The organism is Luteibacter sp. RCC_6_2 (genome assembly GCF_041360655.1).
Taxonomy (GTDB): Bacteria; Pseudomonadota; Gammaproteobacteria; order Xanthomonadales; family Rhodanobacteraceae; genus Luteibacter.
Genome location: NZ_JBFUPQ010000009.1, coordinates 142,901 through 156,911 on the forward strand (window position 1 = coordinate 142,901; position 14,011 = coordinate 156,911).

Genomic DNA, 14,011 nt, shown 5'->3' on the forward strand with positions numbered 1-14,011 from the left:
TCGAATCCGGGTGCGCATGCGCCGGCGGCGTTCGCCTTTGCTTGCCGACGGCGCGGTTACCGGCGACGCCACGCCGGCGGAGTGCCAAATTCATTCGCGCAAGTGTAGCATCCGGCCCAGCGGGGCAAGCCGGGACGCATCGGGTGTTTCGGGCGCCGCGGGGCCGTCAGGCCTACGACGGGGGGTGGTGCCCGATGCGAATCGGCATAGCGATCGACGCGGCCTGCGATCTGCCGCAGGATTTCCTGGAACGCAACGGCATCGCGGTGATGCCCATCGCCGTGAAGGTGGACCTGCAACGCTTCAAGGACGACCGCGATCCGGTCGAGATCCAGCGTTTCCGCAACCAGAAGCTCGGCAGCCGCAGCCACTCGGCCGAAACCGAGGCGAGCTCGGTGGAAGACGTGCAGAACCTCTTCCTCCAACGGATGGTGAAGGAATACGACTGCGTCGTCTGCCTCACCATCATGGCCACGCGCAGCCCGATCCACGACAACGTGATCAAGGCGAGCTTCGCGATCCTGAAGAACTACCGGCCGGTCCGCGAAGCCGCCGGCATCGGCGGCCCCTTCCTGATGCGCGTGGTCGACACCCGCAACATCTTCGCCGGCTCGGCACCGGTGGTGGTCGAGGCGGTGCGGACGATCCAGGCGGGCAAGTCCCCTGCCGAGGTCCGCGAACGCGCCGCCCACATCGCCGATTGTTCCTATGGTTACATGCTGCCGCGCGACCTCAACTATCTGCGCTCCCGCGCCCGCAGCAAGGGCGACCGCAGCGTGAGCTTCCTGAGTTCCATGCTCGGCACCGCGCTGGATATCAAGCCGATCCTCCGCGCGCACAAGGGTGAAACCGGGCCGGTGGGCAAGGTCCGGGGATTCGAGCACGGCGCGCAGACGCTGTTCGATTACGCCGCGAAGCGTGTGCAGGCCGGCTTGCTCGTGCCTTCGCTCTCGCTCAGCTACGGCGGCGATCTCGACGACATGCGCAACCTGCCCGGCTACCAGGCGCTCACGCGCGTCTGCGCCGAGGCCGGCGTGGAGATCCTGGAAAGCCCGATGGGCATCACCGGCATGGTCAACGTGGGCGAAGGCGCGATGACGCTGGGCCTCGCCTCCGAAGAACACGTGGCCGAGTTCTGAGCATGCGTCCCGCGCACGTCCTGCTCGCCGCCCTCGCCCTGGCGACGGGCGGCGACGTGGTGGCGGAAACCGTCTACAAGTGCCAGGCCGGCGGGCAGACGATCTACCAGCAGACACCCTGCGCGAAGAACCAGCGCCAGCAGGCGATCCAGCTGCAGGACTCCGCTCCGGCGGACGGGCGCGTGGCACCGATGCCCGGGCCGCCGCCATCGCGCGAGACGGTCGACGAGGTGCCTCCGCCACAGGCGCCCATGGCGCCGGCCCCCGTGCTCTACGGCTGCATCCGCGCCACCGATGGCAAGCCGTATACCAGCGACAACGGCCATCCCGAGCCGTATATGGCTCCGCTCGGCGTGCTCGGCGCCATCACTCCGTCGCTCGCCGATACCTATGGCAGCCGCGACGCGGCTGTCGCATCGGCGCCGGAGCTCAATCGCGGCAAGGGGAACGCGGCGGCGGTGGCGACCAGCAACTACGTGTGGGTGCAGGACCAGTGCCGCCGGCTCAGTCCCGCCGAGGCGTGCCAGGCCGTGCGCGGCGACGCCGAGGCGAATCAGCGGCTGCTCCGCAACGCGTTCAAGAGCGAGCGCGCTCCGCTGGAGGCGAAGGATGCCCGACTACAGGCGCAGTTGAAGGGCTGCGGATAACCACTCGAAGGTCCCGCTTAAGGACGGGAGCCGCCGCTCTTGTGGGAGCCGCTTCAGCGGCGATGGGTGCTCGCCTCACGCTGGCCCGCTGCCGCGGGATCGCCGACAAGGTCGGCTCCCACAGGTGTATTCCTAATCCCACAGGCTCGTTCCTACCCTGCCTAGTCGATGCTGTTGTGGGAGCCGCTTCAGCGGCGATGGGTGCTTGCCGCACCCTGGCCCGCTGCCGCGGGATCGCCGACAAGGTCGGCTCCCACAAGGGCTCCCACAAGGGCTCGATCAGACCGCCGCCACGGCGAGCCCGGAGACCACGCCCAGCGACGGGTCGCCTTCGACCAGGGGGATGCCCGGGAAACTGTCGCGTACGGCCGCCTTCACGACGGGCGAGCGCGAGGTGCCGCCGGTGAGGAACACGCTGGCGGGCACGCCGGGCCATTCCTCGCGGACCTCGGCGAGCAGGCGCTGCATGCGGTGAATGAACGGCTCCACCGCTTCGTCCATGTCGGTGCGAGCGATGCTCACGCCGAGGCCTGGTTCGAGAAAGCCGAGATCGGCGTGGGTACCGTCGACGGCGCTCAAGGTGATCTTGCTGCGTTCCGCGGTCTGGTTGAGGCGCGTCGTGGCGCCCGGTTGCTGCAACGCGCGCAAACGCGACTGCCAGGGTTCGTCGACCATGCGGTAGTCCTGGCGGCGGAATTCACGCTGCTTCGGCAGGTTGTGCACGCTGGCCGCTTCGACGAAATGATGCACCGGCACGCGGGTGACGTTGTTACCCAACTGGGGCATGAAGCTGTGCATGCTTAGGTTGATGTCGAGGTCGGTACCACCCTTGGCCAGGCCCCACGTGCGGACGATACGGGGCAGTTCGTCGCCGCCCAGTTCGGCGAACGCGACGTCGGTGGTACCGCCACCGATGTCGACGATCAGCGCGGCCTGCCGTGTCGTGAGCCGCTTGTGATAATGCATCGCCGCCGCCGCGGGCTCCTCGAGGAACGACACGGCATCGAAGCCTGCCACGGCGGCCGCTTCGCGCAGGATCTCCACCGCCTGTTCCGATCCCTTGTCACCCATGGAACTGCGGAAGTGCACGGGACGCCCGATCACCGCGGTGCGCACCGCCTCGCCGAGCTGGCGGCTGGCGGCGAGGCGGATGTGTTCGAGGATGTGCGTGGCGATATGCACGATCACCTTGCGCACTTGCGGATCGAGGCGGTATCCCAGCATCGATTTCGGCGATTCGATGAGGTTGCCGTCACCGTATTCGAGATAGGCCTCGACGGCGTCGTCGCCGAACAGCGCATGCTGGAAGCTTTCCACCGTGGCGGTGGGCGATTCGGCGGCGCGGCGCTCCATCCACTGGCGGCGCACCGTGCGCAACGCATCGCGACGCAATTCATTGTCGCTGCGCTCGACGAAGGCGCCACCGCGCTGCTGTGCTTCCGTCGCGAACTGACGCTGCTGGGCCCGGGCCGAGCGGATGTGGGCCTCGACCTGGGCGTCGAGTTCGGGCGTCAGCTGGAAGTCGTTCGGATCGGGCACCACCTCGGGAAAGAAGACGGCCGTGCGAAATTGCCTGGCCTCACCGAAATGGATCAGGGTCAGCTCGTCGCCGACGAAGGTCGCGGCGGCGGAATAGCTCGTACCGAAGTCGATACCGATGTTCATGGGGCTCTCGGGGGCAAGACAGGCGGGCGGCATGGCGCGGCGGCGCGCCGGCGGCCCCGGGGAACCGCCTATCTTAAGGCCTCAGAAGCCGTAGCGCAGGAACCCGCCATCCACGGCGACGATTTCGCCGGTGACGTAGCTCGATGCCGGCAGGCAGAGGAAGGCCACGGCCCCGGCCACTTCCTCGGGTTCGCCGATGCGGCCCATCGGCGTGCGATCGAGCACTTCCTCCAGGTATTCCGAATCCGCCAGCGCCGGCTCGCTGCGCTGGGTGCGGATGTACCACGGCGCCACCGCGTTGACGCGGATGCCGTCCTCCGCCCATTCGACCGCGAGGTTCCGGGTCATCTGGTGCAGGGCGGCCTTGGTCATCCCGTACGCGGACCCCGTGCGCACATGGGTGATGCCGGAGACGGACCCGATATTCACGATGGCGGCGTTGGCGTGCTGGACCAGGTGCGGGTAGGCCAGTCGGCTCATCTCGAAGGCGGAAAACACGTTGAGTTCGAACAGTGCGCGGTATTCGTCCTCCTCGTAGTCCAGCGTCGGACGCGGGGTGTTGCCGCCGACGTTGTTCACCAGGATGGAAAGGTTCATGCCGAGGTCGACGACCCAGTCGAACACGGCGAGACGGTCTTCATGGTCGGAGAGGTCGGCCGCCATGCCGAGCACTTCCACGTCGGGGCATTCCTCGGCCAGTTCGTCGCGCACTTCCTGCAGGACGAGTTCGTCGCGCGCCACGAGCAGCACGTCGGCGCCGAGGACGGCCAGTTCGCGCGCGCAGGCGTAGCCGATGCCCTTGCTCGCGCCCGTGACCAGGGCGGTGCGCCCGTCGAGGCGCCAACTGGAAAGTCGTGGATGCATGTCGGTCTCCTTTGCAACGATCGTACAAGGTATCGCCGCCGGGTCCGAGGGGCCGGTATGCTCGGGACCATGGATACTTCGACACCGCTGCTTTCCATCGACCGCGCCACCGTCCTTCGCGAAGGCCGCGCGTTGCTCGACAGGCTTTCGCTCACCATCGCCCAGGGCCAGCACACGGCCATCCTCGGACCCAACGGTTCGGGCAAGTCGACCCTGGTGAAACTGATCGAACGGCGGGTCTATCCGCTCGTCCACGACGACGGCTCCGCCGTGGTGCGCATCTTCGGGCGCGATCGCTGGAACGTGGCCGAGTTGCGTTCGCTGCTCGGCGTCGTCTCGTCGGACCTGCGCCGGGAGTTCGAGGCCAGTAACGAGGTCGCGTTGAACGCCGTGCTTTCCGGTTTTTTCGCCTCGATGACGCTGGGGCTCGACCACGCCGTCGACGATGGCATGCGCCTGCGTGCCGTGGAGGCACTGGAGCGGGTCGGCGCGTCGCACCTCGCGGAACGCGATGTCTCGACCTTGTCGACCGGCGAGGCGCGTCGCGTGCTGATTGCGCGGGCCCTGGTCCACCGCCCGCGCGCGCTGCTGCTGGACGAGCCCTGCGCCGGACTCGATCCCGGCACGCGCCGGCGCTTCCTCGACCTGCTGCGCGAGTTGGCGCGCGATGGCACCACCTTGCTGCTGGTCACCCACCACGTCGAGGAAATCGTGCCGGAAATCGGCCACGTGGTGATGCTGCGCGACGGTGCGTTGTTCGACCAGGGCACCAAGGACCGGCTGCTGGCGGACGAGCACCTGTCCGACCTGTTCGGTTGGCGCATGGAAGTGGAACGGACCGACGGTTTCTACGGTGCGCGATTGCGCTGACCCGGCAGCCGCGCGAGACTCGGGGCAGCCCCGGAGGACCGCGTCATGATCCGTATCGCACTGCCCGTCATGGTCGCACTCGCTTGCGCGGCCTGTTCGAAGCCGCCGCAACCGAACGAACCGCCGGCGCCGCAAGCGCGTGTCGAGACGCCGTGGGATTCGTTGGAGGCGCAGAAGAAGAAAGCGCAGGACGTGCAGAAGGTCGTCGACGACCAGGCCAAGGCACAGGCCAAGGCGGTCGAGGCGCAGGCGCAGTAGACGGGCGCGCGATAGCTGGGGTATCGCGGCCCATCGCCGACAGGGTCGGCGATGCTCTCGATCAGCGCGGCGAGCAGAAGCAGTAAGCGTAAACCTGCGGCTTACCGGCTTCCGCGGTGCGGAACAACGCCCATTCCGGCGCCAGGCGGGGCAGCTGGGCGACCCACGACGGCAGGCGCAGGCCCCACGACATCGCCACGCGCGCCTCGGAACTGTCACCGATGCTGGTCAGGAAACGCTCGAACGCACCCATCGGCTTCTCGGCGTAGCGAACCTTGAAATCCTTGCCGAGGTTGGCCTGCTGCGCGGCATCGCGGACGGCATCGTCGAGGCTGCCCATGCGGTCGACGAGACCGCGCTCGAGCGCCTGCTGGCCCGTCCATACGCGGCCCTGCGCGATCGCGTCGATGGCGGCGAAATCCTTGCCGCGCGCCTTGGCCACGTTGCCGACGAAATCGCGATAACCCTTGTCGATGATGCTCTGGATGAGCACGCCGACGCTGGGGTCGAGCGGGCGGGTCATGTCGAACGCGCCGGCGAGGGGGCCGGTGGCGACGCCGTCGCTCTTCACGCCGATCTTGGCCAACGTGTCCGGCACGGTGAAGAACATGCCGAAGATGCCGATGGAACCGGTGATGGTGTTCGGCTCGGCATAGATCCGGTTCGCGTTCATCGAGATCCAGTAGCCGCCGCTGGCCGCGACGTCGCCCATCGAGACCACGACCGGAATGCCGGCCTCGCGGGTGAGTTCGACCTCGCGGCGGATCTGCTCCGCCGCATACACCTCGCCACCCGGCGAGTTCACCCGCAGCACGAGCGCGCGCGTGCGGCGGTCGTTGCGCACCGCGCGGATCAACGCCGCCGTGGAATCGCCGCCGATCGTGCCCTGCGCCTGTTTGCCGCCGGTGATCTCGCCCTCGGCGACGACCACCGCCACGCCCGGACCGGTTTGCAGCATGTCGACGCTGGACAGCCCGCGATCGGCGAGATAGCCGCCGAGGTCGACCTGGCGGAAACCCTGGTCTTTCTTGCCGGCAGGCACGCCTTCCTTGCGCAGCATCTGCACGAACTGTTGCTCGGTGGCGATGCCGTCCGCCAATTTTTCCTCCACCGCCAGTTCGGCCAGGCTGCCCTTCGCGTCGCGCACGCGCTCGGCGAGGCCGTCGACGTCGGCGCGCAGCGCGGCGGGATCGAGGTGGCGCATTTTCGCCACTTCGTCGATCCAGGTGGTCCAGAGGCCGCCGAGCCAGAACGCGTCGGCTTCCTTCGATTCGGGTGACGCATGGTCGAGGATGAAGGGCTCCGCCGCGCTCTTGAACTGACCCACGCGGAACAGGTGCACCTGCACGCCGAGGCGGTCGAGCATGTCCTTGTAGAACAGGCGGTAGTTGGCGAGGCCGGTAGCCATCACCCCGCCCTGCGGGTCGAGGTAGACCTTGTCGGCATGCGCGGCCAGGTAATACTGGCCCTGGTCGAGGCTGGCCGCCCAGGTGAGCACCGGCTTGCCCGCGGCGCGGAAGCGGTCGAGCGCGGCGCCCACTTCGCGCAAGGCGGCGAAACCGCCGGCCTGCAACTTGTCGGGCCGGAGCACGATACGGCTGACGCGATCGTCCTTGGCGGCGGAATCGATGGCGCGCACGAGGTCGCGCACCTGCACCTGCTTCACGCCGTCGCCGGACATCCGGCCCACGGCGCGCGAGAACGCATCGGCGCTGTACTGCTCGACCAACGCCCCTTCGGGCGCCAGCACCAGCACGGTCTTGTCGTCCACCTGGTTCGCCCGCCCGCCGACGAATACCAGCAGGAGGAACACCGCCAGCAGGCCGAAGAAGATCACGTTGATGATCACCAGCCGGGTGAGGTTGATGCCACGGCCGAGGCCACGCATGAATCGGCCGAATCCTCCACCGCGGCGCGGCGGCGGGACCGGCTGGGGGCGGCCCGGCAGGGGCGGCGGCACGGTGTCGTAACGATCCGGCATCTAAGCGGCTTCCTCGATGATTGTGCGCAGCGTAGCGCGTCGGTGCGTTGGCATCACGTGTGGAATGGCATGGGCTTCGCGGTGTCGGGATCGTCGCGCCAGCGGCCCTTCGCGCTGCTCCGCCAGAACCGCGCGAAAAGCAGGATGGCCGCCATGCTGAGACCGGCGATCAGGCCCATCCACATGCCACGCGCGCCCAAGCCATGGCCGAAGGTCAGCCACCATCCGATCGGCATGCCGACGATCCAGTAGGCGAACAGGGTGATCGCCATGGGCACGCGGGTGTCCTTCAGGCCACGCAGCGCACCGTTCGAGGCCACCTGGATGCCATCGGAAAACTGGAAGAACCCGGCGAGTATGAGCAGCTGCGATGCCGTCGCGATCACCGCCGCATCGTGCGTGTACAGGCTGGCGATCGCCGCCGGGAAGAGCAGCATGATGCCGGAAGAGACGAACTGGGTGACCAGGACCAGCGCGATGCCGGAAAGCCCGGCATAACGCACGCCGGCCACGTCGCGGCGCCCGGCCGCGTTGCCGACGCGGACGGTGATCGCCATGGACAGGCCGAGCGGGATCATGAACGCCACCGAGGCCACATTGAGCGCCACGTGGTGGCTCGCCGTGACCGTCTCGCCCAGGCGCCCGATCAGCAGTGCCACCGCGACGAACAGTCCCGCTTCCATCAGCAGGGTCACCGCCATCGGCAGGCCGATATGCAGGAGTTGGGCGATCTGCCGGCGGTCCGGCCTCGCCATGCGCCCGCGCAGGTTGAGGTCGCGGTAGTTGCGGTGTTTCAGCACGTAGATGGCGAAGCCGAGCATCTCCAGCCAGAGCACGATGGCCGTGGCGATGCCGCTGCCGCGCGCGCCCATCACGGGAAAGCCGAGCTTGCCGTACATCAGCACGTAGCCCAGCGGTGCCAGCACCACGAGACCACCGAAACTGAAATACATCGATGGCCGCGGCATTGAGAGGCCTTCGGAAAGGCCGCGCAACGCGAAGTAGGTGGTCAGCGCCGGCGCGGCGAAGCAGATGGCGTGGAGGAAGGCCTCGACATCGGCACGCATGGATTCGACGACGCCGAACAGGACCATCAGCGGCGAAGCGTGCCAGACAGCGATACCCAGCAGCAGGCCCAGGCCCCAGGCGATGTACAGGGCCTGGTGGAACACCGGCCCCACCTCGCCACGCCGGCCCGCGCCATCGAGCTGCGCGACGGTGGGTGGCACCGCCATCATCGTGCCGATGCCGGTGACGATGGCCAGCACCCAGATGTTCGCACCGGTCACCACCGAGGCCTGTGTGTGCGCGCTCTGGTGGCCCGCGAGCACGGCATCGACCACATTGGTGCCGATGGCGGAGAGTTGGGCGACGATCATCGGCAAGGCCAGCCGGGTGGTGGCGCCGATCTCACGCCGCGCGCGGGCGCGGTCGATGGACATGGGAAAAGTGACGATGGGTGGCCGCCCATTGTAGCGGTTGCCGTGCCATCATCCGAATTCGCAAGGGGAAAACTCGGGGACCTGGGAATGAACGAACTGAAGCCGTCGCTCGGCCTGATGTGCGCCAATTGCGGCGCTGAGCTGAAAGGCGAGTTCTGTCACGAATGCGGCCAGTCCATCAAGAGCGTCATCAAGCCCGTCTCGCACATGCTCGAAGACGCGGGCGACCTCTTTTTCCACCTCGACGAGCGCATCGTCCACACGCTGCCGCCCCTGTACACGAAGCCGGGCTTCCTCACCCTGGAATACTTCGCCGGGCGCCGCGTCCGCTATATCGCGCCGTTCCGCCTGATGTTCGTGTTCTGCCTGCTGGCCTTCTTCTTCGTCCACCTGGCGATCAGTGACCGGCATATCGGCGGGTCGGACGGCAAACCGGCCGCCAGCGACGACATCGCCGCGATCCGGCAGGCGACCACGCCGGAGCAGGTCCGTGAACTCTATGAGGAACAGCGCCGGGATCTGACGGAGGCGATGGAGGCGCCGGGCGTACCCTCCGCGGCAAAGCCGGGTCTCGACGCCGCCCGTGACCTGGTCCGGGAATCGGCCAACCGTCGGCTGGCGGAACTGAAGGCCGAGCCGATCGCCGCGGACCCCGCGGAAGACTCCGGCACGGGAAAAACGCGGCGGCACAACAGCTGGTTCAGCCAGCCCACGGTCGTCGACATCGCCTGGCTACCGGATGCCGTGACGCGCCGCCTCGCCGTGGGCATCGCGCACATGAAAGCGAACATCGTGCAGATCCAGGCGGGCGGGCCGCAGAAGGAAGAGGCCCTGCGCCGGGTGATCGAGGGCTTCTTCTCGGTGATCCCGCAGACCCTGCTCGTGATGATCCCGGTGTTCGCCCTGATCCTGAAGCTGTTCTACGCGTTCCGCCGCCGGCTCTACATGGAACACATCATCGTGGCCCTGCACAGCCACGCCTTCCTGTTCATCTCCCTGCTCGGCCTGATGATCCTGGGCTTCGCCAAGGAGGCCATCCGCCCGCACGCGCCCTTTGCCGGATCGGTCATTTCCCTCGTCCAGGCGGCGATGTGGGTGTGGATGCCGATCTACCTCCTGCTGATGCAGAAGCGGGTGTACCGGCAGGGTTGGCCGATGACCCTCGTGAAGTACTGGCTGATAGGCAGCGTCTATTTCTGGCTCGTCCTTTTCGCCCTTTCCGTGGCCGGTCTCATCGCTGCGGCGCACTAGGATTTCTTCCTAGGAGCGGGTGGTTGTGCACAGGGCCGGAGAGGCCTTCGCGTTTGTCAAGGCTCAATGGACAAGTAGTGAAGCCGCACCGGGACCCTATTCGTAAGTCAATGAATTAGAAATATATTTCAGCTTGGTTAAAATGTACCCAAGCTAACCCCAATGGCTCAACCATGCGCCTTGGATGGCCTCCATCCGAAGCTCATCCACAGAGTTATCCACAGGACTTGTGGATAAGATGGAAAGCGTTCTCGGGGCAGGCACTTAGCTCCTGTTCCTCTTTCGGGGGATGCCATTCGCGGGCAAACCCATGTGTGGATGGTCAATCATTGACCAGCAGAATCGGCATATGCCGTTAAACTAGGCCTCGCATGACCGCCGTCCTCCGCGTCGCCCTTCCCGTCCCCCTGCTGACCCTGTTCGACTACCTGCCCCCCGCGGCGGGTGAAGCGAAGGCCGGTTCGCGCGTGCGCGTGCCTTTCGGGCGCGGCGAGATGGTCGGCGTGGTGGTCGATCCGGCCGCCGAGGCCACGGTGGGCACCAAGCGCCTGAAGCGGGCCACCGAGGTGCTCGACCCCTACCCGTTGCTCGATACCGAGCTGCTCGCGACGCTGGCCTGGGCGGCCGACTATTGGGCGGGTGCTCCGGGCGAAGCCTTCGCCAACGCCTTGCCCCTGGCCTTGCGTGAACCACGGCCGCTACCGGCCACAGGACGCGAGGTCTGGGCCTTGACCATGCATGGCCGCAGCGCGCGCGACGCGAAGAGCCGCAAGGGTGGTTCGGCCAGCTTGCTGGAGGCGCTCCACGACGGGCCGCGCGCCGCCGACGAGCTCGCTTTCGCCCTGCCGGGGTGGCGCGCCGCCGCGAGGCGTCTGGTCGAGGCCGGGCTCATCGAGAAGTTCGAACTCGAGGAAACCTCGCTTCCCGCCCGCCCGGCCCCCGGCCCGGCGCTGAGCGAGGAACAGGCCGCCGCCGTCGCCGCCATCGGCGAGGGCTTCGGCGGCTTCCAGCCCTACCTGCTCGATGGTGTCACTGGCAGCGGCAAGACCGAGGTGTATCTCGCCCTCATCGAGCGCGCCCTGGCCGACGGCAAGCAGACGCTGCTGCTGGTGCCCGAGATCGGGCTGGCGCCGCAAACCGTGCGCCGCCTGCGCGAACGCCTGGGCGTGGCGGTGGAGGTGCTGCATTCGAACCTGGCGGAAGGCGAGCGCGCCCGGGCGTGGCTGCGCGCCCGCGATGGCACGGCGCGGGTCGTGCTCGGAACCCGCTCGGCGGTGTTCACGCCGCTTCCGAACGCTGGCCTGATCATCGTCGACGAGGAACACGACGCCTCCTATAAACAACAGGAAGGTTTCCGCTACCACGCCCGCGATCTCGCGCTGGTGCGCGCGCGGGCACTCGGTGTGCCGGTGGTGTTGGGTTCGGCCACGCCCTCGTTGGAAAGCCTCGGCAACGTGGAAGCGGGGCGCTATCGCCGCCTCGTCTTGAGGGTGCGTCCAGGCGCTTCGCAGCCGACTCGCGTGCAGATCGTGGACATGCGCGCGCAGCGGCTGGACCACGGCCTGTCGCCGACGCTCGTGCATGCCGTGGCCGAAACGGTCGGTCGCGGCGAGCAAGCCCTGGTGTTCCGCAACCGCCGCGGCTACGCACCGGTGCTGCTCTGCCACGATTGCGGATGGCATGCCGACTGCCCCCGTTGCGAACGGCCGATGACCCTGCACGCGGGGCGCCGCCGCCTGGTCTGCCACCATTGCGACAACACCATGCCGGTGCCCGCCGCCTGCCCCGCCTGCGGTTCGGCCAACCTCAGTCCGCAAGGGCAAGGCACCGAGCGGCTCGAAGAGGCGCTCGCGGAACGCTTCCCGGACATTCCGGTGGTGCGCATCGACCGCGAGACCACGCGCCGGCGCGAAGCCTTCGGCGACATCCTCGATGGCCTGCGCGAGGACAAGCCGGCGATCCTGGTCGGCACCCAGATGCTGGCCAAGGGCCACGACCTGCCCAACCTCACGCTCGTGGCCATCGTCGGCGTCGACGAAGGCCTGCACAGCGTCGATTTCCGCGCCGGGGAGCGGCTGGCCCAGCTCGTCGTCCAGGTGGCCGGCCGCGCAGGACGGGCCAGCAAGCCCGGCAGCGTCCTCCTGCAGACCCACCATCCCGACCACGCCATGCTTCACGGCCTGCTCCGTGGCGGGTACCCCACCGTGGCCGCCACCCTGCTCGAGGAACGCCGGTTGCTCGAACTGCCGCCTTACGCGCACCAGGTGCTGCTGCGTGCCGACGCCCTGGGTCGCGCCGAGGTCGACGATTTCCTTGCCCAGGCCCATGCGGCCATCGGCGACCCCGGCGACCTGCGCATCGCGGGCCCCATGCCCGCGCCCATGCCGCTACGAGCGGGGCGTCATCGCGGACAGGTGCTGGTGGAGGCCGGGTCCCGGGCGCGCCTCCACGGCTTCCTGCGGCCTTGGCAGCATGCCCTCGCCGGTTTGCCGGCGGCGCGCAAGGTGCGTTGGTCGCTGGACGTGGACCCGATCGATCTCTATTAGCCGGTATCGGTGGCCCTTCACCGCTTGATTCGCACCGGACGTGCTCACACATCGTGTGGATATCGCTGAACCGATACCTTCGGATGCCTACATTTGCGAAGCGATCGGCGCGACAATGAAAGTCTTAACCAGGTAACGGGACCCCGAACGTGACCACTCAGCTCGAGCAACTCCGCAAGATCACCACCGTCGTGGCCGACACCGGCGACATCACCGCGATCGCCAAGTACAAGCCGGAAGACGCGACCACCAATCCGTCGTTGCTGCTGAAGGCCGCCGGCATTCCCACGTATTCCGGCTACATCGACGAAGCCGTGCAGTGGGCCAAGGGCCAGAGCGACAGCCGCGACCAGCAGCTGGTCGACGCCAGCGACCGTCTCGCCGTGCTGGTGGGCCGCGAGATCCTCAAGATCGTCCCGGGCCGCGTGTCCACCGAGGTCGACGCACGCCTCTCCTTCGATACGAAGGCCTCGATCGACAAGGCCAGGCGCCTGATCGGCTTCTACGAAGAAATCGGCATCGACAAGAAGCGCATCCTGATCAAGCTCGCCTCCACGTGGGAAGGCATCCGCGCCGCGGAGCAGCTTCAGAAGGAAGGCATCGACTGCAACCTGACCTTGCTTTTCAGCTTCGAACAGGCCGTGGCCTGCGCCGAGGCGGGCGTGTTCCTGATCTCGCCCTTCGTGGGCCGCATCTTCGACTGGTACGTGGCCAACACCGACAAGAAGACTTATGCGCCGGCGGAAGATCCGGGCGTGCAGTCGGTCCGCCGCATCTACGACTGGTACAAGCTGCACGGCTACGAGACCGTGGTGATGGGCGCCAGCTTCCGCAACATCGGCCAGATCCAGGCGCTCGCCGGTTGCGACCGCCTGACCATCGCGCCGGAGTTGCTCAAGGAACTGGACGAGAACACCGGCGACCTGCCGGTGGCGCTGAAGGACAGCGGCCGCCGCGAGGATCGCCCCGCGAAGATCGACGAGGCCAAGTTCCGCTGGGGCCACAACGAGAACGCGATGGCCACCGACAAGCTCGCCGAAGGCATCCGCAAGTTCGCCGCCGACCAGCGCAAGCTGGAAGAGCTGCTGGGCGCGAAGCTCTAAGCGACGCGACAGCCGGTACACGCGACAGCCGCTACACGAAAAGGGGCCGCAAGGCCCCTTTTTCTTGCGGTATTTCCGAACCTGTGGAGAGCGCTTTTGTGGGAGCCGACTTGTCGGCGATGGGTGCTCGCCTCGCCCTGGCCCGCTGCCGCGGGATCGCCGCTGAAGCGGCTCCCACAAGAGCAGGCAGTCTCTGGGCCCTGTCCCACAAGAGCAGGCAGCCTGCTCCTGTGGGAGCCGCTTCA

11 protein-coding genes are annotated in these 14,011 nt (G+C 67.5%); 7 read left to right on the forward strand and 4 right to left on the reverse strand.

Annotation, left to right across the window (positions count from 1 at the left end):
* Nucleotides 1-194: 194 nt before the first annotated feature.
* Nucleotides 195-1,139, forward strand: coding sequence for a DegV family protein (locus tag AB6730_RS11915; protein WP_371023822.1), 945 nt, complete (start codon nt 195-197; stop codon nt 1,137-1,139).
* Nucleotides 1,140-1,141: 2 nt separating this feature from the next.
* Entirely contained in the window at nt 1,142-1,786 is a 645-nt protein-coding gene (locus AB6730_RS11920; RefSeq protein WP_371023823.1) for a DUF4124 domain-containing protein, read from the forward strand.
* A 279-nt stretch (nt 1,787-2,065) separates the two neighbouring features.
* Here AB6730_RS11920 and AB6730_RS11925 read toward each other — a convergent pair whose 3' ends face one another.
* Nucleotides 2,066-3,451 (reverse strand): Hsp70 family protein, encoded by a 1,386-nt coding sequence (locus AB6730_RS11925; RefSeq protein WP_371023824.1) that lies wholly within the window; start codon nt 3,449-3,451, stop codon nt 2,066-2,068.
* 81 nt (nt 3,452-3,532) lie between these two features.
* The gene (locus AB6730_RS11930) at nt 3,533-4,315 is read right to left on the reverse strand and encodes an SDR family oxidoreductase (RefSeq protein WP_371023825.1); all 783 of its coding nucleotides are present in this window, start codon (nt 4,313-4,315) and stop codon (nt 3,533-3,535) included.
* Nucleotides 4,316-4,384: 69 nt separating this feature from the next.
* On the opposite strand from AB6730_RS11930, the gene AB6730_RS11935 reads away from it, so the two are divergent.
* Both AB6730_RS11935 and AB6730_RS11940 read left to right on the forward strand, forming a co-directional pair.
* Nucleotides 4,385-5,185 (forward strand): ABC transporter ATP-binding protein, encoded by an 801-nt coding sequence (locus AB6730_RS11935; RefSeq protein WP_371023826.1) that lies wholly within the window; start codon nt 4,385-4,387, stop codon nt 5,183-5,185.
* Nucleotides 5,186-5,230: 45 nt separating this feature from the next.
* Entirely contained in the window at nt 5,231-5,443 is a 213-nt protein-coding gene (locus AB6730_RS11940; protein ID WP_371023827.1) for a hypothetical protein, read from the forward strand.
* Nucleotides 5,444-5,504: 61 nt separating this feature from the next.
* Here the strand turns inward: AB6730_RS11940 and sppA are convergent, their stop codons facing one another.
* Both sppA and AB6730_RS11950 read right to left on the reverse strand, forming a co-directional pair.
* Nucleotides 5,505-7,424: a signal peptide peptidase SppA gene (sppA, locus tag AB6730_RS11945; RefSeq protein ID WP_371023828.1), complete on the reverse strand. Its 1,920-nt coding sequence runs from the start codon at nt 7,422-7,424 to the stop codon at nt 5,505-5,507.
* 53 nt (nt 7,425-7,477) lie between these two features.
* On the reverse strand, nt 7,478-8,866 hold the full coding sequence (locus AB6730_RS11950; protein ID WP_371023829.1) for an MATE family efflux transporter: 1,389 nt from the start codon (nt 8,864-8,866) through the stop codon (nt 7,478-7,480).
* Between the two features lie 87 nt (nt 8,867-8,953).
* Between AB6730_RS11950 and AB6730_RS11955 the strand changes: the two genes are divergently transcribed.
* The 3 genes from AB6730_RS11955 (at nt 8,954) to tal (ending at nt 13,766) form a co-directional block, all read left to right on the forward strand.
* Nucleotides 8,954-10,117 carry a DUF3667 domain-containing protein gene (locus AB6730_RS11955; protein ID WP_371023830.1) on the forward strand — a complete coding sequence of 388 codons (1,164 nt, stop codon included), beginning with the start codon at nt 8,954-8,956 and terminating at the stop codon, nt 10,115-10,117.
* 371 nt (nt 10,118-10,488) lie between these two features.
* A complete protein-coding gene (locus tag AB6730_RS11960) occupies nt 10,489-12,663 on the forward strand; it encodes a primosomal protein N' (protein ID WP_371023831.1) in 2,175 nt (724 codons plus the stop codon).
* Nucleotides 12,664-12,812: 149 nt separating this feature from the next.
* Nucleotides 12,813-13,766: a transaldolase gene (tal, locus tag AB6730_RS11965; protein WP_371023832.1), complete on the forward strand. Its 954-nt coding sequence runs from the start codon at nt 12,813-12,815 to the stop codon at nt 13,764-13,766.
* Nucleotides 13,767-14,011: the final 245 nt, after the last annotated feature.